Here is a 21282-nt window from a genome sequence, read left to right as displayed (position 1 = left end):
TGGCGGAGGCGAGGGACCGAGGAGGCATGTGTGGGTGCAGGTCCCGACCCCGATCGGGGCGCGGTCTCGAACCACCGCCGGAGTCGGTTCGACGTGCGGGTCGTGCCGCACCGCCGCCGTTCGGCCCTGCGGCTGCGGGACTGGCGGATGGGGACCAAGCTCGCCACCGTGCTGGTCATCCCCACGGTGGCCTTCCTGGTGCTGGCCGGCGTGCAGACCCGCGGCCTGGTCGGGCAGACCACCACGCTGAGCGACTTCGCCCAGCAGGTCGGCATCGGCCGGCAGATCACCGAGGCGGTGGACCGACTCCAGCGGGAGCGGGACCGGACCGCGGGCGAGCTGGCCGCGCTGCACGGGTCCGCCGGGGGCGCCGAGCGGGACGCGGCGATCGCCGCGCTGAAGCCGCTGCAGACCGCCTCCGATCAGGCCCTGGCCGACCTGCGCGGCGCGGCCGAGCCGCTCGCCGACGCCGACGCCGCCTGGCGGGTCGGCTACTCCGAGGTTCTCGAGGCGTACGACCAGGTCATCTACATTCGGGCCGCGGTGCCGCCGGCGGTGCTCAGCAGCGACACCATCCTGAGCAACTACCACCGGGCGATCGGCGCGCTGCTCGCCCTGCTGGCCCAGCCCTCGCCCGGTGACGACCAGCGGGTGCTCACCGACGCGGTGCTGCGCTACGTCCAGCTCTCCCGGGTCAAGGAGCTCTCCTCGCGGATCCGCGCCGAGCTCTACGCGGCCGCCCGCGCCGGCCGATACGCGGCCGACGACCAGGTGGCCCTGGCCGACCTGCGGACCCAGCAGCTCACCGCCCTGGGCGCGTTCCGGGTCGTCGCGACCGCGGACCAGGTTCGCCGATACGACCAGACCTCCGAGGACCCGGGGTTCGTGGCGGCCACCAAGCTGGAGGAGACGACCCTGCCCGGCACGGCCGCCGAACCGGCGGTGCTGCTCGCGCCGGCCTGGTGGATGGTCAGCGAGCGGCGCCAGGACCTGCTGCACCGGCTCGAGAACGAGGTCCTCAACGACGCCGTACGCCGGGCCGACGCGGCCAGCTCGGGGCAGCTGCGGGACACCCTGCTGGTGGTCGGCGGCATCGGCGCGGTGCTGCTGGTCGCCGTGCTGATCTCGCTGCTGATCGGTCGCTCCATCGCCCGGTCCATGCGGCTGCTGCGCAGCCAGGCGCTGCGGATCGCGCAGGTGGAACTCCCCGACGCCCTGGACCGGCTGCGCGCCGTGGACAGCCCGGTGACCGGGATCGACGTGCCGCCGGCGGTGGTCCGTTCGCTGGACGAGATCGGCGAGCTGGCCGAGGCGTTCGTGGCGGTGCACCGCAGCGCGGTCAGCGTCGCCGTCGAACAGGCGCTGATGCGCCGCAACGTCAACGCCATGTTCGTCAACCTCGCCCGGCGCAGCCAGGTGCTGGTCGAGCGGCAGCTCGAACTCCTCGACGACCTGGAACGCGAGGAGAGCGACCCGGAGCAGCTGGAGAACCTGTTCAAGCTGGACCACCTGGCCGCTCGCATGCGCCGTAACGACGAGAGCCTGCTGGTGCTGGCCGGCACCGAGTCCACCCGGCGGTGGACCCGGCCGGTCGGCCTGGCGGCCGTGCTGCTGGCCGCCAGCGCCGAGATCGAGCAGTACCAGCGGGTCCGCCACGACTCGAGCCCCGACCTGCACGTGGTCGGGCACGCCGTCGGCGACCTGGTGCACCTCTTCGCCGAGCTGCTGGAGAACGCGACCGCGTTCTCCCGCCCGGACACCATCGTCCGGGTCACCGCTCGGGCCGAGGGCCTCGGGGCGTTGGTGGAGATCGCCGACCAGGGGCTCGGCATGAGCCCGAGCGGGCTCGCGGAGGCGAACGCGCTGCTGGCCGAGCCGCCGGCGGCCGACGTCGCGGCCTCCGAGCGGATGGGCCTGTTCGTGGTCAGCCACCTGGGGGCGCGGCACCGCATCCAGATCCGGCTGGAGGGCGGCGAGGGCGGCCTCGTCGCCCAGGTCCGGATCCCCGCCGAGCTGCTCGCGCCGGCGCCCGCCCCGGAGCTGGACGCCCCGGCGTCGCCCCGGATGCTGACCACCCCGATCGGCGCGGCCATCCGGCCGGCCACCCCAGCCGCGGTGCCGGTGACCGGGCTGCCGGCGTCGCGCCGGCCGACGGAGGTGCCGGTGGCCGGTGCCCGGCCCGGGGCGCCGACGGAGCTGCCGGTGGCGGGTCGGCGGCCGCCGGTCCCGACGGAGCTGCCCGTGGCGGGCCGGCGGCCGGAGCCGCCGGCGGCGCCGCGGCAGACCCGGCAGCTGCCGGTTCGGGCCGAGGACCTGCTCACCCCGTCGGCCGGGCCGACCGGCGGCGGCTGGTTCTCCCGGCAGGGGCCGTCGTCGTCGACGCTCGGCGTCACCCCGCCGCCGGCCGAGACGCCGGTGACCGGTGGGACCAACGAGCGGGGCCTGCCGGTACGGGTGCCGATGGCGCAGCTGGCCGCGGTCACCCGGTCCGCCCGCCCGGACGAGCCCGCCGCGCGCCACGAACCCGACCCGGACGCGGTCGGCGGCATGCTGTCCCGCTACTACGGCGGGGTGCGGCGGGCCGAGGCCGAGGAGACCAGAGAGTTGATCATGCCGCCCTTCGGCGACCGCAGTGAAGGGGTGGCCAGCAGTTCCGCCGCGGACCGAGCCCGTCGGGCGGTCGAAGTCGCTACCGGGGACGAGCCAGCGTGAGGACAAGGCAGGCGTACCGCTTCGCGTTGGACCTGACGCCCCGACAGGAGCGGGCGGTGCTGGCTCACGCGGGGGCGGCGCGGGTAGCGCACAACTGGGCGCTGGCCCGGGTGAAGGCGGTGATGGATCAGCGGGCGGCCGAACGCACTTATGGCATCGAGGGGGCGGGCCTGACCCCCACGCAGGGCTGGTCGCTGCCGGCGCTGCGTAGAACGTGGAATCAGGCGAAGTCCGATGTGGCGCCGTGGTGGGCGGAGTGTTCGAAGGAGGCGTTCAACACCGGTCTGGACGCCCTGGCTCGGGGGTTGAAGAACTGGTCGGACTCCCGTACCGGCAGGCGCGCTGGACGTCGGGTGGGGTTCCCGCGGTTCAAGTCCCGGCGCCGCTCGACCCCGTCGGTGCGGTTCACCACCGGCGCGATCCGGGTCGAGCCGGACCGTAAGCATGTGGTGTTGCCCCGGCTGGGCCGGTTGAAGCTGCACGAGTCCGCCCGTAAGCTCGCCCGCCGGGTGGAGGCGGGCACCGCCCGGATCGTGTCGGCGACGGTGCGCCGCGACGGTGGCCGCTGGTTCGTGGCGTTCTGCGTCGACGTCGCACGCGCTGAACGCGGGCCGGCGCAGCCACAGGCGACGGTCGGCGTGGACGTTGGGGTCACCAACCTCGCCGTGCTGTCCACCGGCGAGATGGTGCCCAACCCCCGCCACTTGGAGGGCGCGGCCCGCAGGATGCGCCGTCTCGCCCGGCGCGCCTCTCGCCGGGTCGGCCCGGATCGGCGCACCGGGCAACGTCCGTCCAAGCGGTGGGAGCGGGCCCGCGCCCGGCTCGGCCGGGCGCACGCCCGGGTCGCTCATCTGCGCCGCGACGGCCTGCACAAGCTGACCACCCGGCTCGCCCGCGAGTACGCCACCATCGTGGTCGAAGACCTCAACGTCGCCGGGATGCTGCGCAACCGGCGGTTGGCCCGGCGCATCGCCGATGCCGGGTTCGCCGAGCTGCGCCGGCAACTGGCCTACAAGACGGCGTGGAATGGCGGGCGGCTGGTGGTGGCCGACCGCTGGTATCCGTCCTCGAAAACCTGCTCGGCTTGCGGCGCGGTGAAAACCAAGCTCGCCCTGTCCGAGCGGACCTACATTTGCACCGTCTGCGGCCTGACCCTCGACCGGGACGTCAACGCCGCACGTAACCTCGCCGCACTCGCGGCTGAGGTGGACACCGCCGGGAGTGGCCCGGTGGCCGGAGGTGGAGCCGACCGTAAGACCCGCCAAGGCGGGCCGGTGGCCGTGAAGCGTCAACCCGGCATCGCTTCAGCGAGCAAGACCGGGACCGTCCCACCGCAAGGCGGGACATCCAATCACATGCTCACCAAAGCATCATGAGAGGAACGGAACAACAGTGATTACGTTGAGCCAGGAGGCGCGTGACCTGAGCTGGCTGGTGAACGCGTTCGCCGAACGGGTCCCCGGGGTGGCGCACGCGGTGGTGGTCTCCTCCGACGGGCTGCTGGTGGCGATCTCCGCCCACCTGCCCCGCGACCACGCCGACAAGCTGGCCGCCGTGACCTCGGGGCTGATGAGCATCACCGCCGGTGCCGCCCAGATGTTCGACGGCGACGTGGTGAAGCAGACGGTCGTGGAGATGGGCCGCGGGTACTTCCTCGTCATGCAGATCCGGGACGGCTCGATCCTGGCCACCCTGGCCGCCGCGGACGCCGACATCGGCGTGGTCGGCTACGAGATGGCGCGGTTGGCGAAGCAGGCCGGCGAGATGCTCACCCCCGCACTGCGGGCCGAGTTGCAGCAGGCGCTGCCCCGCTGACCGGGACGACCGGGCCGGGGCGTCCACCCCGGCCGGGTCGCCGCCGCGGCGCTCAGAGGCCGTTGTCGCGGATCACCGTCCGGTACCAGTGAGCGCTGCTCTTGAGCACCCGGCGCTGCGTCGGGTAGTCGACGTAGACCAGGCCCCAGCGCTGGTCGTATCCCTCGGCCCACTCGAAGTTGTCCAGCAGCGACCAGACGTGGTAGCTCTCCAGCGGCACCCCGTCGGCGATCGCCCGATGCGCGGCGGCGAAGTGGTCGCGGAGGAAGTCGATCCGGCCGGAGTCGTCGACGGTGCCGTCCGGGCCGAGCCTGTCCGGGCAGGGCAGGCCGTTCTCGGTGACGGTGATCGGGATCCGGCCGTAGTCCCGGGTGACCCGGGTCAGGATGTCGTACATCCCCTCGGGGTAGATCTGCTGCCAGTCCGCCTCCGAGGTGGGCCAGCGGCGGGTGGTGTCGCCGCCGGCGGTGACGTAGATGGGCGTGTAGTACTGCACCGCGAGCAGGTCCACCGGGCTGGCGATGACGTCGAGGTCGCCGTCGCTGATACCGGCGGCCAGCCGGCTGTCCGGGCCGAGGTCGGCCAGCACGTCCCGCGGGTACGCGCCCTTGAGGACGGAGTCGAGGTAGAGGCGGTTCTCGTAGCCGTCGTACAGCCGGGTCGCCGCGGCCGCCTCCGGGCTGTCGTCGGCCGGGTAGCAGGGGTGCAGGTTGAGGGCGGGGCCGATCCGGCCGGCCTGGCCGGTGGCCCGCAGTGCCCGTACGGCCAGGCCGTGCGCCAGCTGGAGGTGGTGGGCGACCAGGTAGGTGGCCTCCGGGTCCTGCCGGCCCGGCGCGTGGTGCCCCCACAGGTAGCCGTTCTGCACCACGGTCTTCGGCTCGTTGATGGTCAGCCAGACCGGGACCCGGTCGCCGAGGGCGCGGAAGACGGCGTCGGCGTACTCGGCGAAGCGGTGGGCGGTGTCCCGCGACTCCCAGCCGCCGGCGTCCTGCAACGCCTGCGGCAGGTCCCAGTGGAACAGGGTGGCCATCGGCGCGATGCCGCGCTCGTGCAGCCCGTCGACCAGTCGCCGGTAGAAGTCGAGACCGCGCTGGTTCGGCTTGCCGGTCCCGTCGGCCTGGATCCTCGGCCAGGAGATGGAGAACCGGTAGCTGCGAAGGCCGAGGTCGGCCATCAGGTCCAGGTCGTCGCGGTAGCGGTGGTAGTGGTCGGCGGCGACGTCGCCGGTGTCGCCGTTCCGGGTCCGACCCGGGGTGTGGCTGAAGGTGTCCCAGACCGACTCGCCCCGGCCGTCCTCCTTCGCCGCCCCCTCGATCTGGTACGCCGACGTGGCCGCGCCCCAGCCGAAGCCCGGCGGGAAGCGCAGCGGTCCGCGCGGGTCCGGGTCGTTCTCCCGGTCCTGGCTGCTGTCGCAGCCACCGACGGCCGCGGTGGCCACGACGGCTGGGGTGGCACCCGCCAGCCCGGCGCGGGCCGCTCCGGCGGCCGTGGCGGACAGGGCGGCGCGGTGGAGCAGGCGCCGTCGGGGAAGTTTCGACATGAGCGTTCTCCTCGGAGGATAGGGCCCCGACGGCCGGGAGCGCTCCCATCATAGGCAGGGGTTGCCGTGCCCCGATCCCGCGGGTGGGGCGCAGGGCGGACGTCGCCATGGCGTGCGCCGACTACGGGAACCTTCCCAACGAGTGAGCGCTCCCGGCGGACGGGCAGCCGGCCCCGCCCGTCCGCCCGCCCGACCGGGCCCTCGGGGAACTGGAGCAGCCCGGTCGGCGGGATGGCCTGATTCGCACGGTCAGGCCGGGTGGGCCGGCCGTCCGGACGAAGCAGCGGACCGGCCGGCCCACCGCTCCGTCCGGAGACGAGATTGCCGCGAAAAAGTCCACGAAAATCCGCGCTGCACGGGATCACACGGCGGCGGTGGACGGAGTAACCTACATCAACAAGAGAGGCCGCTCCCCCCGTGGCGGCCTCTCTTCACGTCCGGCGCCGGCTAGTCCCGACCGGCCGGACGCCGCGGCTCCGCCGGCCGGCCGGCAGCGCCCGACCCGGCCCGCTCCGACCACCTCCGCCGGCCCGCCGGCACGGCGACCGTGGTCTGCCGCGCTCCCGCCGAGCGCCGACCCGAGCCGGCCGTTACGGTGTGCGGGTGCGCGAGACGGCGAGGGGTTGGACGGCGGTCTGGTTGGTCGTACTGGCCCTGGCGCAGGCGGCCGCCTTCCTCGTGGTGTGGCGGCTCGCCCTGCACACCGAGGTCGGCCAGTGGCTCGACACCGTGGCGCTCACCGGCAACCGGATCGGCCAGGAGCAGATCGACGGGCCGGTGGGCCGGATCCTCAACGCGATGTCGGCGGTGTCCCTGGTGGTGGCCACCGCGGTGATCGGCTTCATCGCGCTGATCCGGGGGCGCAAGGCCCTCGCGGTCACCGCCACCCTGCTGATCGCCGGCGCCAACGTCAGCACCCAGTTGCTCAAGCAATTCCTGACCCGGCCGGACTTCGGGGTCGACCCGGAGCGGGCGGCGGCGGGGAACAGCCTCCCCAGCGGACACACCGCGGTGGCCGCCTCGGTCGCGATCGCGCTGATCCTCGTGCTGCCGCCCAAGGTGCGGGTCGTCGGCGCCTTCCTCGGCGCCGGGTACGCCGCCGCCGCCGGGGTGGCCACCCTCTCTGCCGGCTGGCACCGACCGAGCGACGCCGTGGCGGCGTTCCTCCTGGTCGGGGCCTGGGCGGCGGTGGCCGGCCTGGTCCTGCTCCTCTTCCAGCGGGAACGGGCGGCGATCTCCCCGCAGGACGCGCACCGGGCGGCCGCCGCCGTCCTCGGCATCGGCGGGGTGCTCGCCCTCGTCGCCTCCGCGCTCGCCCTGTCCTGGCTGGTCGACCTCCCCGAGGTTCCCGCCGACGAGCTCTCCCGCCGCCCCCTCTTCGTCGGGTATGCGGGCAGCGCGGCCGGCATCGCCGGGACGATCGCCGTGGTGGCCGCGCTGGTCCTCGCGGTGGTGCACCGCCTGGTGCCCCGGTACAAGGGGTAGTCAGCAGTTCACCGATCTGTGAGCAGACGTGCGAATCTGTGAGTATTAGTATCGGTCTATGAAGCTTGCCGAGTGGGCGTGTCGCAACGGGGTGCACCCGCAGACCGCGTACCGATGGTTCCGCGAGGGGATCATGCCGGTGCCCGCTCGGCGTCTTTCGTCTGGCACGATCATGGTGGATGTAGCCGGTGATGACACTCAGGGCCAGGTGGTCGTCTATGCCCGGGTGTCGTCGGCCGACCAGCGAGCCGACCTGGATCGGCAGGTAGCCCGTGTGACCGCGTGGGTGACCGGGCAGAAGATGGCCGTCTGTCGCGTGGTGACCGAAGTCGGGTCTGCGCTGGACGGCCGACGCGAGAGGTTCCTCGGGCCGCTGCGCGACCCGAACGTGACCACGATCGTCGTCGAGCACCGGGACCGGTTCGCGCGGTTCGGTGCCGAGTACGTCGAGGCGGCGCTAGCCGCGCAGGGACGTCGGCTGCTGGTGGTCGACCCGGCCGAGGTGGACGGCGACCTGGTGCGGGACGTGACGGAGATGCTGACCAGCCTGTGTGCCCGGCTGTACGGCCGCCGCGCGGCAGCGAACCGGGCCAGGCGCGCCGTGGCCGCCGCCACCGCCGGGGACCTCCGGTGAAACGGTACGAGCCGCCGGCCGGCTGGACCGTACAGGCGTACAGGTTCGCCCTTGACCCCAGCGACGGGCAGGTGGCCGGTCTGCGCCGTAACACCGGCGCGGCACGGTTCGCGTACAACCACATGCTGCGGCGGGTCGGCGCGGTCAAGGCGCAACGCGCCGCCGAGGCCAGCTACGGGGTGGCCGAGGCGGACCTGACCCCGTGGCAGGGCTGGTCGCTGCCGGACCTACGCCGCACCTGGAACGACATCAAGACGTGGGTGGCGCCGTGGTGGGCGGAATGCTCCAAAGAGGCGTTCAACACCGGCCTGGCCAACCTGTCCGCGGCGCTGGGCAACTGGCAGGCCTCACGTACCGGTGCCCGCAAGGGCCGCCGGATGGGCTGGCCCCGGACCAAGAGGAAGCACGGCCGCAGGTCGGCCCGGTTCACCACCGGCGCGATCCGGGTCGACCCCGGCTACCGGCACGTGGTGTTGCCACGGCTGGGCCGCATCCGCACCCACGAGTCCACCCGTAAGCTGGCCCGGCGGGTGAAGGCCGGCACCGCGACGATCCTGTCCGCAACCGTCACCGAGACCGCCGGCAGGTGGTTCTGCGCGTTGCAGGTGGCGGTCAAACGCGCCGTGGGCCGTCCGGCGCACACGCCGAAAGCCGGTCGGATCGTCGGCGTGGACACCGGCATCAAGCACCTGGCGGTGCTGTCCACCGGCGAGCTGGTGCCCAACCCGGCACCGTTGAAGGCGGCGTTGACCAAACTCGGCAAGGCCCAACGACGGGCCGCCCGCCGAATCGGCCCGTACGACCCGGCCACCGGGCGTAAGCGGAACGCGTCCAATCGGTGGCAGCGGGCGCAGGAGACCGTGGCCCGGCTGCACGCCGTCGTCGCCGCTGTCCGCGCCGACTCGTGGCACCAACTCACCACCCGGCTGGCGCAACAGTTCACCACGGTCGTGGTCGAGGACCTGCACGTGGCCGGGATGGTCCGCAACCGTAAACTGGCCAGGGCTCTGATCGACGCCGCCCCGGCGACCCTGCGCCGGCACCTCGGCTACAAGACCGGTTGGTACGGCAGCGTGCTGCACGTCGCCGACCGGTGGTACCCCAGCTCCAAAACCTGTTCCGGCTGTCAGACGGTGAAACCCAAACTGTCGCTGGCCGAACGCACCTTCAACTGCACCACGTGCGGACTGTCCCTGGACCGGGACGTCAACGCCGCACGTAATCTTGCCGGCCTGGTTCGGCACGTCGACCTGGAGTTGCTGGGCGACGCAAAAACAGGACGTGGAGCCTACGTAAGACCCGTAAGACCTGCACCCGCAGGCGGGGCAGCGGGCCGTGAAACGTCAAGACCGACACATCCGATCAACGCCGTCCGGCAACGGACGGCTGCCAATCGTGAGTCACGTTTACTCACTGAAAGGTAACGGCTAACTGCGGTAGTAGGTGCCGACCATCGTGCCGCTGGCGATCTCCTTGTCGGTGAGCGCGCGGTGCACGTCGGTGGCCTGGGGCGCCTCCGGCAGGTCCAGCGGGCGCTCCAGCGCGTAGAGGCGGAAGAAGTACCGGTGCGGATCCTCGTGCAGTGGCGGATGCGGGCCGCCCCACCCGGTCGTACCGAAGCCGTTGGGCCACTCGCGGCCGCCGTCCGGCACCGCGCCCTCGGCGACCCCGCCGGATCCCGGCGAGATCCCGGTCACCAGCCAGTGCAGGAAGGGAGCCTTCCCGGCGTCCGGGTCCTCGACGATCAGGATCAGCTCCTCGGCCGCGTCGGGGACCTGGGACCACTGCAGCGGCGGCGAGACGTTTCCGCCTTCCCGGGAGAAGCGCCCCGGTAGCAGGTCGTGATCGTTGAACGCGGTGCTGCGCAGCATGATGCCGGCCATTCGACGCCCCCTTTCGTCCACCGGCGCGTACCCGGCCAGGGGGTGCCGAAACGGCCGCGTGGGAAGGTACGCCCGGCGAACCGGATGATCGGGGAGGACGGATGGACGAGGTGCGGACGGCGTTCCGGGACGAGTGCGCCCGGCTGGCGGAGCTCCTGCGAGGGCTCGACGAGGCGGACCTCGACCGACCCACCCCCTGCCCGCCGTGGAACGTCCGGGACCTCGTGGCGCACGTCCGCACCGGCGCCCGCCGCCTCGTCGACATGCTCGCCGCGCCCGCCCCGGACCGGGCGGAGGTGGATGCCGCCGGCTACTTCGGCGCCGCCAAGTTCACCCCGGAGGTGGACGGCGCCAGGATCGACAGTGCCCGGCGGGAGGCGCGCGAGCGGCCCGGCGTACCGGAGGTGGCGGCGGACTTCGCGCGAGCCTGGCAGGCCACCGACGAGGCCGTGGCCGCGCAGCCGCCGGGCCGGCTGGTCCACACCCGACACGGTGACGCGATGACCCTGACCGAGTTCCTGCGGACCCGGGTGGTGGAGGTCGGCGTGCACGGCCTGGACCTTGCCGACGCGCTGGACCGGCGGCCGTGGCTGACCCCGACGGCCGCCGCAGTGGTGGCCGACCTGCTGACCGGCGGCCGCCCCGTCCCGGCCGGGCTCGACTGGGACCCGCTGACGGTGATCCGCAAGGCCACCGGCCGGTCCGGCCTGACCGACCGGGAGCGGACCCTGGTCGAGGAGGCGGGCTTCCGCTGGCTTTCCTTCGGCGGCTGACCCGGTCCGGGCCTCCATTGTCGACCGCGGTCGCCGACCTCGCGCGGTCCTACGTGGTGCGGGGTCAGTCGCCGGTGCGGGCGGCCGGGACGTGCGGCGCGGTGCCGCGCAGGTGGTCCAGCACGATCGGGTCGATCCGGCCGGGCACCAGCCGCTCCTCGAGGTTCTCCACGCCGGCCCAGGACGCCAGCGCGTCGTCCAGCCCGGCCGGACCCACCGGGTGACCGACGGCGGCCAGCAGCGCGGCGACATCGTCGGCGAGCGGGCCGGCCAGGTCCCGCAGGGTGGCCGGATCGGGCTTGCCGAAGAGCAGGGTGTGCGTGTCGAGCAGCCGCCCCAGCTCGGTCACCGGGTCGGGGTGGTCGTCCACCCGCAGGTCGACGACGGTGTCGCCGGTGCCGGCGTACCCGCCGTGCCGCTCGACCACCAGCAGCCCGGCGCTCTGCCGGCCCCGCCGGTCGCCCCCCGCGCGGTCGCCGGCGTGCAGCGCGGCGAGCAGCCGCTGCGGGAACGGCAGGCCGGCGCCGCCCAGCCAGGCGTCCCGGACCGCGTCGATGACGTGCGGTCCGGCGAGGATGTTGCCCTGGGCGGCCCAGCCGTCGCCGGCCTGCCCGCCGGCCCACGGGTGGCAGCGCGGCCCGGTCCAGGTGGCGCCGTCGCCGGTCGCCCCGACCACGCCGAGCTGCCGGTCGTCCCGGCCGGGGTCCGCCGCCACCAGGCCGGCCACCACGTCGGGGGCGGCCACGCCGGTGCGCAGCAGGGCCAACCCCTGCGGCCGGTACGCGAGGTTGACGTGCGCCTGGGTGGCGACGGCGCCCACCTCGGCCTCGGCCGCCGGCACCAGCGCGCCGGCGGCGAGGAATTTGCTGGCCACGGCGACGCCATGCAGGCGGCCGTCGGCGGACCGGGCGACGATCGAGAAGGTCACCCGCGGATGGTAGCGCCGGTACGTCCCGGCCGGCGCCCTGGCGCGACGGGGCCGGCGCCGTCAGAAGGGGGAGGTGGCCGGCTCCCACGGGCGGCCGCGGGCCCGCAGCAGGCCGTTCTCGTCGCCGTCCTTCATGGTCGGTGCTTCCGGCCCTGGCTCCTGCCCACCTGGCGGTCGTAACACTCTTTCCGGGCGGAACGGGGGGTATCGCCCGGATCGGGGCGGTGCGACCGACCGGGATCTTGCTCGGGGCGACGGCGAGCGGGCACGATCGACCGGTGACGAACCGATGGGGCATGACGGTGCCGTTGAGCGGGATCCCGCTCGCCGACCACGCCGCGGTCTACGCGGCGCTCGATCAGGCCGGTTTCACCGACGTCTGGTCGTCGGAGGTGGCCGGCGCCGATGCGTTCACCCCGCTGGCGCTCGCCGCGGCGTGGCAGCCGAGGCTGCGGCTCGGCACCGCGATCACGCCGGTCTTCACCCGGGGGCCCGGGCTGCTGGCGATGAGCGCTGCCGCCCTCGCCGAGGCGGCGCCCGGCCGGTTCGCCCTCGGCATCGGCGCCTCGTCGCCGGTGCTGGTGCGGGACTGGAACGCCGTCCGCTTCGACGAGCCGTTCCGGCGGACCCGGGACGTGCTGCGGTTCCTCCGCGCCGCGCTGCGCGGGGAGACCGTCGACGAGGTCTACGACACGTTCACCGTCCGCCGGTTCACCCTGGAACGCCCCCCGGCCGTCCCGCCGCCGGTGCTGCTGGCCGCGCTGCGCCCCGGCATGCTCCGCCTCGCCGCCGCCGAGGCCGACGGGGTGATCCTCAACTGGCTGGCCGCCGACGACGTGCCCCGGGCCCTCGCCGAACTCGGCGACCGGCGGCCGGGTTTCGAGGTCGTCGCCCGGATCTTCGTCTGCCCCACCGAGGACGCCGCGCACGCCCGCGCGCTGGGCCGCCGGCTGATCACCGGCTACCTCACCGTCCCCGCGTACGCCGCCTTCCACCGCTGGCTCGGCCGGGAGGCGACGCTCGGTCCGATGTGGGCGGCGTGGGCGGCCGGGGACCGGCGCGGCGCCGCCGCGGCAGTGCCCGACGAGGTGGTCGACGCGCTGGTGCTGCACGGCTCGCCCGAGCAGTGCGTGGCGCAGGTCCGCCGCTACGCCGAGGCCGGGGTGGACGTACCGGTGATGGCGTTGCTGCACACCCCGGAGCTGGCCGCCGGCGGCGCGGCGGCCCTGGCCACCCTGATCGCCCGACTGGGCGTCGCCGACGCGGACCGGAGCTGACAGATGAACCTCACCGACCGGGTGGCCGTGATCACCGGCGGGGCCGGCGGGATCGGGTCCGCGCTGGCCCGCCGCTTCGTCGCCGAGGGCGCCGCCGCCGTGGTCCTCGCCGACCTGGACGCCGACGCCACCCGGGCGGTCGCCGAGCAGATCGGCCCGGTCGCGCACGCCGTCGGCCTGGACGTCACCGACGAGGCGCAGGTCCACGCGCTGGTGGACGAGACCGAGCGGCGGTACGGGCGGATCGACCTGTTCTGCGCCAACGCCGGCGTGGCCACCGGCGGGGGAGTGGAGGCCCCGGACGCCGACTGGGACCGGGCCTGGCGGGTGAACGTCCTCGCCCACGTCTACACCGCCCGGGCCGTGCTCCCGGCGATGCTGCGGCGCGGCTCGGGGTACCTGCTGTTCACCTGCTCGGCGGCGGGCCTGCTCACCGCGGTCGGGGACGCCCCGTACACCGCCACCAAACACGCGGCGGTCGGCTTCGCCGACTGGCTTGCGATCACCTACCGGGACGCCGGCATCCGGGTCAGCGCGCTCTGCCCGCAGGGCGTGGACACCCCGATGCTCGCCGACGGCCTCGCCGCCGGCCACCTCGGCGCCCGGGTCATCGCCGCCTCCGGGGCGGTGCTCACCCCCGACCAGGTCGCCGACGCGACCATCGCCGGGCTGGCCGAGGAGCGGTTCCTGATCCTGCCCCACCCGGAGGTCGCCGGCTACGCCCGGCGGCGCGCCGAGGACCCGGACGGCTGGCAGGCCGGCCTGCGCAAGCTGGTCCGCAAGCTGCGCGCCTGACTACGCCCGTCGGTCAGATCCACCCGGTACCACCGCCGACGTCGCTGGGCGGGCCGCCCATGAAACTGGACCAGTTGTCGGTGGGGCGGGCGCTCTCCGTGTCGGAGAGACCGGGGCCGGCGCGGCGGGCGCTGCGGCGCAGCCCCCGCGCCGCCTTCCTGGCCGCCGACAGCTTCTGCTCGCGGGTGAGGGTGCGACGGCGACGGGCGCGCCACGTCCAGCCGGCCATGACCAGCGGGGCGCCGGTGAGGAGGGCGATGACCACCCAGCCGGGTCCGGACATGCCCCGACGGTAAGGCCCGGCGGCGAACGTCACCGGCGCCAGCGCAGCGGGCCCGGGTGCACCGACCAGAGCAGCCGCCGCCACCACGGCCGGGCGTCCCGCAGCGCCGACACGTACCCGTGGGCGACCGCCGCCGCCCGCTCCGCCTGCTCCGGGGTCGCCGTGCCCGGGGCGAAGGCGACCCGGTTGAGCAGCCCGGCCAACTCGTCCACCGCCACCGCCGGCGCGCCCACCTCGGTGGACGTCGCCGCCCGGGCCTCGGTGAGGGCCCGCCGCGCCGCCCAGGCCACCTCGGCGGCCGCCAGGTCGTCGCCGACCGGCTGGCCGGCCAGCCGCAGCCCGTCGGTCACCTCCCGCCAGGCGCCGGCGATGCGCCCACCGGGGTCACCCCGCCCCAGCCGGGCCCGGGTCAGGTTCCGGCGCAGCGCCGCCAGGGTCAGCAGCACCAGCCCGACCAGCAGCACCAGGCCGCCCGCGCCGCCGCCCATCAGGACCGGAGTGGCGAGCCCCGACCGGCTGTCCGGCGGGCCGGACGCGGCCTCCGCCGGGGGCGTCGCCGTCGGCTCCACGGTCGGCGCGGGCACCTCCGACGGGGGCGGGTCCTCCGGGGTGGGCCGGAAGTCCTCCTCCACCGGGCGCGGCGCGGAGTCCGGCTGCGGCATCGGGTCGAACGGCACCCAGCCGACGCCCTCGAAGAGGACCTCCGGCCAGGCGAACGCGTCGGCCGCGCGGACCGGACCGTCCCGGCGGGGCTCGAAGCCCACCACCACCCGGGTGGGCAGCCCGGCCAGCCGGCCCAGCACCGCGAACGCCGCGGCGAACTGCTCCGAGGTGCCCCGCTGCCCGCCGCCGTTACGCGGGCCGAAAAGGAAGAACGCCAGGTTCGGGTACGCGTGCCCGCTCGGCGCGTCCGCGGTGACCCGGTAGTGCTCGGCCAGGAACTGCTCGATCGCGGCGGCCCGGGCGTACGGGGCGCCGTTGGACTCGGCGAGCTGGGCGGCGAGCCGGCGCAACTCCTCCGGCGCCCCGTCGGCCACCCGCAGCACCCGGGACACCGAGTCCCCGGCCGGCACGTTCGCCGTGGCCAGCAGGTTCCCGTCGGGGCGCTCCCGGAGCGAGGTGACCGTGTAGCGCAGCCCGGGAGCCAGCCCCTCCGGCCGGATCAGCGTCCCGGTCGCCGGGTCGTACGCCACCCGGGCGCCGGTGATCTCCCGGGGCGTGGCGACCGCCGGCAGCAGCCGCCCGGTCAGGTCGGCCACCGTGATCTCCTGGCGGACCGGATCGGTGACCCCGCCCGGGGCCGGCTCCACCGCCGGCAGGATCCGGCCCGCGTTGCGGTAGGTGGCCCCGACCCGCCAGGTCACCCCGTCGTAGTCGCTGAGCACGGCGAGCCGGATCCGGGCCGGCTCCCGCCCCGACCCGCCCGCCTCGGTGCGGACCTCCAGCAGCTGCTGGTCCGGGTTCAACGCCCAGCCGGAGACCCGGATCAGCGGGTTCTCGTCCAGCGACTCGACCTGCGGTGGTTCGACGTACCGGCGTGGGTCCGCCGGGCGGTCGTCCACCTGACCGGCCACCACCGGGGCGAGCAGGGCGGCCAGCCCGACCACCGCGGCCACCCCCGCCGCGCCGGCGGCGAGCAGCCGGACCCGGACCGCGGCGCGTACCGCCGGGCGGAGGCCGGCCGACGGATCGCCGGTCTCCGGTCCGTCCCGTCGCGACGGTGCCGCCAGGCCCACCGCGGCGACCGCCGCGAACGCCACCGTCGGCCAGATCGCCGGCTGCGCGTTCGGGCCGACCACGTAGAGCGCGCCCGCGTAGAGCAGGGCCGGCGGCAGGTAGCCGAGCAGCACCCGGCCGGCCCGCAGCGCCACCTCCGCGCCGGCCAGGCCCGCGAGCCAGGCGGCGACCAGCGGCAGCAGCACCGTGTCCGGCGCCGGTTCGACCGGGATCATCGCGGTCAGCAGCCGGGGGATGGCGTTGCGGGCGGCGTCCGCGGTCACCGCGCCGAGGCTCTCCGGCAGCTCGGCGTGCGCGGCGGCCAGCCGCAGCGCCAGCGCCGTCCAGCCGGCCAGGGCGAGCACCGACAGCGGCGCGACCAGCCAGGACGCCAACCGCCGGGCGGCCACGCTGACCAGCACCGACCCGACCGCGGCGCCGATCAGCAGGCGGGTCAGCAGCGACCCCGCGTACACCCGGTCGAGGACCACGCCGGCCAGGACGATCATGGTGATCAGCGCCAGCGGCACCGGCACGGCGCCGAGCAGGCGCGTCACGGCCCCACCGCGCCACCCCTGCCTCGGTGGCGGTCCGCCCGGCGCGTCCGCGTCGCGCGGCGGCGCCAGGCTCACCACCGGCGGACCCCGTCCCACTCGGCCGCGAACTCCGCGCCGTCCGCCGCGTCCACCACCAGCAGGCCGGCCGCGCCGGCCGGCGTCGGCTCCGCCACCCCGAGGACCCCCACCAGCACCGACGGGTACGCCCCGCGCAGCGCGCCGACGTGCCCCAGATCCCCGCGGCCACCCGGCCCGGTGAGGAAGACCAGCGTGTCGCCGAGCCGGTCCTGCCGCAACCGGCTCATCGCCGTCCGCAGCACGTCGTCCCCGCCGTCGGCCAGCTCCACCGCGGCGAGCCGGTCCAGCGGCCCGCCGGCGCCGGCCGGATCCCCGTCGGCGGGTACGACCAGCAACAGGCTCACCGGCAGGTCCTCCCGGACCGCGGCGGCGACCACCGACGCCGCCGCCTCGCAACCGGACTCGAAGGACTCCGCCACCCCGTCGACCCGTTCGGGGTGCGCGGCCGCCCGGTTGTCCAGCACCACCACGATCCGGGGCAGGCTCGTGTCCACGTTCTCCCGGACCATCAGCTCGCCGACCCGGGCGCTGGTGCGCCAGTGCACCCGGCGCAGCTCGTCGCCGACCACGTACTCGCGCAGCGAGTCGAAGGTGATCGAGCCGTGCGGCACGCTGTCGGTGCGGCCGTCGAGGCTGCGCCCCGCCCCGGTCGGCACCGCGCGCAGCGGGTGGATGCGCGGGTGCACCCTGACCGGCAGCGTGCCCCCGTAGGGGCGGGCCAACGCGACGAGCCCGAGCGGGTCACGCCGGGTCACCCGCAGCGGACCGACCGGCACCACCCCCCGGCGGCGGGTCGGCACGTCGTAGCGGACCGTGGTGTCCCGGCCGGGACGCAGCCGCAGCAGCGGCACCGGCACCAGCGCCGCCCCGCAACGGTCCTCGGCGACCAGGGTGGCCGCCCGCAGCCGCCCCGTGTTGCGTACGGTCAGCGTCATGCTGGCCGGCTCGCCGCGGGCCACCCGGTCCGGGTCGGCGCTGCGCTCCACCGCCAGCCGGGGCCGCCACGCGGCGGTGACCAGCGCATGCCCGACCGCGACGGCGGCCGCCGCGCCGAGCACGGTCAGCTCCGGGTACGCGTACCGGAAGCCGACGCCGAGCAGCACGACGGCGGCGACGAGCAGCCCGACACCACGGGCGGTGATCCCCACGGCTCAGCCGTGCACCGGGGCGGGCTGGCCGGACGGCAGCGGCACCGGCACCGAGGCGACCGCCTGGCGCAGCACCTCGGCGGCGGTCACCCCGCGCACCTGCGCGTCCGGGGTGAGCAGCAGCCGGTGCGCGAACACCGGTTCGACCAGCGCCTTCAGGTCCTCCGGCATGATCCAGCCCCGCCCGTCGATCAGCGCGTACGCGCACGCCGCCCGGGTCAGCGCGATGACGCCCCGGGGGCTGACCCCGACCCGCACCTGCGGGTGGCCGCGGGTGGCCGCGGCCAGCCGGACCGCGTACGCGTAGAGCGGCTCGGCGATGTGCACCCGAAGGGCCATCCGCACCATCTCCCCGACGGTGGCGGTGTCGGTGACCGGGCTCAGCGAGTCGGGGGAGCGGACCGTGGCGCCGCGCAGCACCTCCACCTCGACCGCCTCGTCCGGGTAGCCCACCGACAGCTTCACCAGGAACCGGTCGAGCTGCGCCTCCGGGAGGCGGTAGGTGCCGTCCATCTCCACCGGGTTCTGGGTGGCCACCACCAGGAACGGCTGCGGCACCGGGTGCCGGACACCGTCCACGGTGACGGTGCGCTCCTCCATCACCTCCAGCAGCGCCGACTGGGTCTTCGGCGACGCCCGGTTGATCTCGTCGGCGATGACGATGTTGGCGAAGACCGGACCCGGGTGGAACTCGAACCCGCGGGTGGCCTGGTTGAAGATGGTCACCCCGGAGACGTCCGAGGGCAGCAGGTCCGGGGTGAACTGGATGCGCCGCCACTGACCCTTGACCGTGGCCGCGATCGCCCGGGCCAGCGTGGTCTTGCCCACCCCGGGCACGTCCTCCAGCAGCACGTGCCCCTGGGCGAAGAGCGCGGTCAGCGCCAGCCGGACCACCTGTGGCTTGCCCAGCACGACCGCGTTGACGTTCTCGGCCAGCCGGGCGGCGAGGGCGGCGAAGCCCTGCACCTCCGTCTGGTTGAGCGGCTCGGGGGTGTTCACGTGCGCGGTGCTCCTCGGCTGGATGGCGCGGTCAGCAGGTGGGCAGGACGTTGATGTTGTCGCCGCCCTCCAGGTTGAGCCAGGCCCACGGGATGTAGTTCCGTCCCGAGTAGTCGACCTGCACCCACCAGGTGCTGCGCTTGTTGTCGTTGTAGATGTAGGCGTAGACCTCTTCGCCCTGCTTCTTGCAGTACGCCTTGAGCCGCGTGCCCGGCTTGGCCCAGCCGACCTGCTTGGCGTTGACCTGCTGGGGCACCGAGAAGACCTCGTTGCCGTTGCGGCCGTCCACGTCCGCGTTGCAGTACGTCGCCTCCGGGCCGGACGCGCCGTTGTTGCAGGTGGCAACGCCGTACAGCGGGTCGGTGGGCTGCGCGCGGGTCGCGGTGCCCTTGCCGGCCGCGTTGCTCGCGGTCACCGTCACCGTGTACGCCGTGCCCGGCATCAGCCCGGTCACCCGCAGGCTGGAGCAGCTTCCGCTCGCGGTCCGCCCGCCGGTGGCGGCCGAGCAGGTGGCGTTGCCGCCGCCCGCGTCCACGGTGAACGACACGGTCACCGAGGTCGCGTCGGCCGACGAGCCGGTCACGGTGATCCGGGGCGCGGCCACCGTCCGGGCCGTCGTCGACGCCTCCGCACCGGGCCCGGCCTCGTTGACGGCCTTCACCTTCACCGTGACGTTCTGCCCGTCGCCCAGCCCCCTGACCGTGGTCCGGACGTCGGTCACCTCACTGGTCTTCCCGCCGGCGTCGACCAGGTACTTCGTGACCGGGCGGCCGTTCTCCACCGCCGGCGACCACTGCACCGCGATCGTGCCGGGCTGGTCGGCCACCGTGGTGGCCCGCAGGTCGGCCGGCGCGGCCGGAGCGGTGAACGGCACCACGGTGTTGCTGACCGGGGAGGCCGCCGACCCGGCGCCCTTGTCGTTCACCGACACCACGGTGAACGCGTACTGGGTGCCGTACTCCAGCTCACCGGCGGGGATCACCAGCTCCGTCTTCGTCGACTCGCCGGCCGGGGCGGTGGCGCCGGCCGAGGCGGTGGTGACCGCGTACCGGGCGATGGTGTTGCCCTGGCCGTTGGCCGGGGGCCACTTCACCAGCACGGTGCCGTCCGGGCGGGCCTCGGCGGTCACGCCGGCCGGCGGGTCGGGCACCGCGGCGGTCGGGGTGACCGGGTTGCTCTTCCGGGCCGGCCCGTCGCCCTTCGCGTTGACCGCGTGCACCGAGAACGTGTACGTCTCGCCGTTGGTCAGCCCGGTGATCTCCACCGCGCGCTGGTTGGCGCCCACCTCGTGGCGCTGGTCGGCGCCCTCCACCACGTACCTGGTGATCTCGGCGCCGTTCGCGGCGGCCGGCCGCCAGCTCACCCGGGCCGAGGCGTTGCCGGCCGCGGCGGTGACGGCGCGCGGCGCGCTCGGCTTGCCCACCCGGGGCTTCTTCGGCGGGGGCGCCGGCGGCGGGTCGCCGCCGAGCACGTCGTTGGCGTACTTGTTGACCTCGCGCACCTGGTTCCTGTCGTCCACCACCCGGGCGGTCGCCGAGTTCGGCGCGTTGATGAAGAGGTGGTTCTCCCGCACCTCCAGCTCCAACGGACCCGAAGCCCCGGAGCCCTTGATGGTGTCGACCAGCTTGCCGTCGGCGTCGAACGAGTACACCGTGCCCGTCGCCTCGTCGGCGCAGTAGAAGCGGTTCGCCCAGGCCACCGCCGGGCTGAGCCGGTCACCAGCGCCCGGGACGGTGAACTGCCGCACCTCGCCGCCGTCGCGGACCACGTGCACCCGCCGCTCGCCGGCCACGGTGACGGGCACCTGGGGACCGCTGGTCCGCGCGGGCAGGGCGCCCGGGGAGGTCATCGCCAGGTCGGCCCGCTGGGTGCGGCCGCCCCGGACCGTGATCAGCGAGGCGGAGGTCCGGTCGAGCACCGCGACCCCCTCGTCCAGGGTGGAGACCGCCAGCTCGTGGCTGGGCTCGGCCACGTCGTACGTCTGGACCAGCTTGGGGCTGAGGCCCGCCGGCGGCGCGGCCCCCGGCGTGGCGGGCAGCTCCGCCGCGGTGATCGCCGAGACCGTGCCCTCGCTGGGCACCGCGATCCACAGTCGACCCTTGCCGTCGAACGACCCGCCGGTGATGCCCGGCGGGTAGCGCACCGGCTCGCCCACCGGGGTCAGCGAGCGCGGGTCGAGCTGCCGCACGATGCCCTGCACCGCGTCCACCACGAACGCCGCGTCCTCGTGCAGCGCGACGTTCACGCCGAAGCCGGGGGTGGTGGGAGTGGTCGCCGTGATCTGGAGCGTGGCCAGGTCCAGCGAGCTGACCTGGCCGGTGTTCAGGTCGCGCAGGATCAGCAGCCGGTCGGTCTGGGTGACCTGCACCTGGTGTCGCCGGGCGCCGGGGACCTCGACCCGGGTGTCGACCCGCGCGGTGACCCCGTTGACCCGCGCCAGCTCGCTGCGGGCGGTGCTCCACAGCCAGGAACTCGCGTCGTAGTTGGCGACCGCGTTGTCGGCGGCGCCCAGCCCGAGGACGGTCAGCCCCATGGCGACCAGCAACGCCGCCACGGTGCCGACGGTGACCAGCCCGCCCCGCATCCGGGACCGGGGTCGGGGCGTGTCCGCCCCGGTGCTCGCGACGTCCTCGATGGTGGCCACTGCCGGCTGCCTCCC

17 protein-coding genes are annotated in these 21282 nt (G+C 74.9%); 9 read left to right on the top strand and 8 right to left on the bottom strand.

Annotated elements, in window-relative coordinates; translation table 11 throughout:
* Positions 1 to 30 precede the first annotated feature (30 nt).
* The 3 genes from ACFOYX_RS28815 to ACFOYX_RS28805 are packed head-to-tail and all read left to right on the top strand — an operon-like array spanning position 31 to position 4527.
* Positions 31 to 2712: a nitrate- and nitrite sensing domain-containing protein gene (locus ACFOYX_RS28815; protein ID WP_322441782.1), complete on the top strand. Its 2682-nt coding sequence runs from the start codon at positions 31 to 33 to the stop codon at positions 2710 to 2712.
* Entirely contained in the window at positions 2709 to 4088 is a 1380-nt protein-coding gene (gene tnpB / locus ACFOYX_RS28810) for an IS607 family element RNA-guided endonuclease TnpB (RefSeq protein WP_377534565.1), read from the top strand. The genes ACFOYX_RS28815 and tnpB (ACFOYX_RS28810) overlap by 4 nt, the downstream gene beginning before the upstream one ends.
* A gap of 25 nt (positions 4089 to 4113) precedes the next feature.
* Positions 4114 to 4527 (top strand): roadblock/LC7 domain-containing protein, encoded by a 414-nt coding sequence (locus ACFOYX_RS28805; protein WP_200215717.1) that lies wholly within the window; start codon positions 4114 to 4116, stop codon positions 4525 to 4527.
* Between the two features lie 52 nt (positions 4528 to 4579).
* Here the strand turns inward: ACFOYX_RS28805 and ACFOYX_RS28800 are convergent, their stop codons facing one another.
* The gene (locus tag ACFOYX_RS28800) at positions 4580 to 6067 is read right to left on the bottom strand and encodes a GH1 family beta-glucosidase (RefSeq protein WP_322443418.1); all 1488 of its coding nucleotides are present in this window, start codon (positions 6065 to 6067) and stop codon (positions 4580 to 4582) included.
* A gap of 597 nt (positions 6068 to 6664) precedes the next feature.
* Here ACFOYX_RS28800 and ACFOYX_RS28795 point away from each other — a divergent pair.
* From ACFOYX_RS28795 to tnpB (ACFOYX_RS28785), 3 genes are read left to right on the top strand one after another with little or no spacing between them, the layout of a single operon-like run.
* Positions 6665 to 7552 carry a phosphatase PAP2 family protein gene (locus tag ACFOYX_RS28795; protein WP_322443420.1) on the top strand — a complete coding sequence of 296 codons (888 nt, stop codon included), beginning with the start codon at positions 6665 to 6667 and terminating at the stop codon, positions 7550 to 7552.
* Positions 7553 to 7610: 58 nt separating this feature from the next.
* Positions 7611 to 8186 carry an IS607 family transposase gene (locus ACFOYX_RS28790; protein ID WP_322443421.1) on the top strand — a complete coding sequence of 192 codons (576 nt, stop codon included), beginning with the start codon at positions 7611 to 7613 and terminating at the stop codon, positions 8184 to 8186.
* The gene (gene tnpB / locus ACFOYX_RS28785; RefSeq protein ID WP_322443422.1) at positions 8183 to 9610 is read left to right on the top strand and encodes an IS607 family element RNA-guided endonuclease TnpB; all 1428 of its coding nucleotides are present in this window, start codon (positions 8183 to 8185) and stop codon (positions 9608 to 9610) included. The genes ACFOYX_RS28790 and tnpB (ACFOYX_RS28785) overlap by 4 nt, the downstream gene beginning before the upstream one ends.
* 3 nt (positions 9611 to 9613) lie before the next feature.
* On the opposite strand, the gene ACFOYX_RS28780 is transcribed toward tnpB (ACFOYX_RS28785), so the two are convergent.
* Positions 9614 to 10069 (bottom strand): YbhB/YbcL family Raf kinase inhibitor-like protein, encoded by a 456-nt coding sequence (locus ACFOYX_RS28780; RefSeq protein ID WP_322443423.1) that lies wholly within the window; start codon positions 10067 to 10069, stop codon positions 9614 to 9616.
* A gap of 101 nt (positions 10070 to 10170) precedes the next feature.
* On the opposite strand from ACFOYX_RS28780, the gene ACFOYX_RS28775 reads away from it, so the two are divergent.
* Positions 10171 to 10842 carry a maleylpyruvate isomerase N-terminal domain-containing protein gene (locus ACFOYX_RS28775; protein WP_322443424.1) on the top strand — a complete coding sequence of 224 codons (672 nt, stop codon included), beginning with the start codon at positions 10171 to 10173 and terminating at the stop codon, positions 10840 to 10842.
* Between the two features lie 64 nt (positions 10843 to 10906).
* Here the strand turns inward: ACFOYX_RS28775 and ACFOYX_RS28770 are convergent, their stop codons facing one another.
* Complete coding sequence (locus tag ACFOYX_RS28770; protein WP_322443425.1) at positions 10907 to 11770, bottom strand: DUF1028 domain-containing protein; 864 nt, start codon at positions 11768 to 11770, stop codon at positions 10907 to 10909.
* Positions 11771 to 12066: 296 nt separating this feature from the next.
* Between ACFOYX_RS28770 and ACFOYX_RS28765 the strand changes: the two genes are divergently transcribed.
* Positions 12067 to 13047: an LLM class F420-dependent oxidoreductase gene (locus tag ACFOYX_RS28765; RefSeq protein ID WP_322443450.1), complete on the top strand. Its 981-nt coding sequence runs from the start codon at positions 12067 to 12069 to the stop codon at positions 13045 to 13047.
* Between the two features lie 3 nt (positions 13048 to 13050).
* Positions 13051 to 13842 (top strand): SDR family oxidoreductase, encoded by a 792-nt coding sequence (locus tag ACFOYX_RS28760; RefSeq protein WP_109804773.1) that lies wholly within the window; start codon positions 13051 to 13053, stop codon positions 13840 to 13842.
* Positions 13843 to 13855: 13 nt separating this feature from the next.
* Here the strand turns inward: ACFOYX_RS28760 and ACFOYX_RS28755 are convergent, their stop codons facing one another.
* The 5 genes from ACFOYX_RS28755 to ACFOYX_RS28735 are packed head-to-tail and all read right to left on the bottom strand — an operon-like array spanning position 13856 to position 21207.
* Positions 13856 to 14125, bottom strand: a complete 270-nt coding sequence (locus ACFOYX_RS28755) for a hypothetical protein (protein ID WP_322443426.1) — start codon at positions 14123 to 14125, stop codon at positions 13856 to 13858.
* Between the two features lie 29 nt (positions 14126 to 14154).
* Entirely contained in the window at positions 14155 to 16494 is a 2340-nt protein-coding gene (locus tag ACFOYX_RS28750; RefSeq protein WP_377534561.1) for a transglutaminaseTgpA domain-containing protein, read from the bottom strand.
* Positions 16470 to 17624, bottom strand: a complete 1155-nt coding sequence (locus ACFOYX_RS28745) for a DUF58 domain-containing protein (protein WP_322443428.1) — start codon at positions 17622 to 17624, stop codon at positions 16470 to 16472. Before ACFOYX_RS28745 ends, ACFOYX_RS28750 begins: the two co-directional genes overlap by 25 nt.
* A 3-nt stretch (positions 17625 to 17627) precedes the next feature.
* Positions 17628 to 18623: a MoxR family ATPase gene (locus ACFOYX_RS28740; RefSeq protein WP_322443429.1), complete on the bottom strand. Its 996-nt coding sequence runs from the start codon at positions 18621 to 18623 to the stop codon at positions 17628 to 17630.
* Between the two features lie 31 nt (positions 18624 to 18654).
* A complete protein-coding gene (locus ACFOYX_RS28735) occupies positions 18655 to 21207 on the bottom strand; it encodes a fibronectin type III domain-containing protein (protein ID WP_322475157.1) in 2553 nt (850 codons plus the stop codon).
* Positions 21208 to 21282: the final 75 nt, after the last annotated feature.

The organism is Micromonospora sp. GCM10011541 (assembly GCF_042650725.1).
GTDB classification, from domain to species: domain Bacteria; phylum Actinomycetota; class Actinomycetes; order Mycobacteriales; family Micromonosporaceae; genus Micromonospora; species Micromonospora sicca.
The sequence above is the reverse complement of the archived record's forward strand: the minus strand, read 5'-3'. Positions and strand labels throughout refer to the sequence as shown.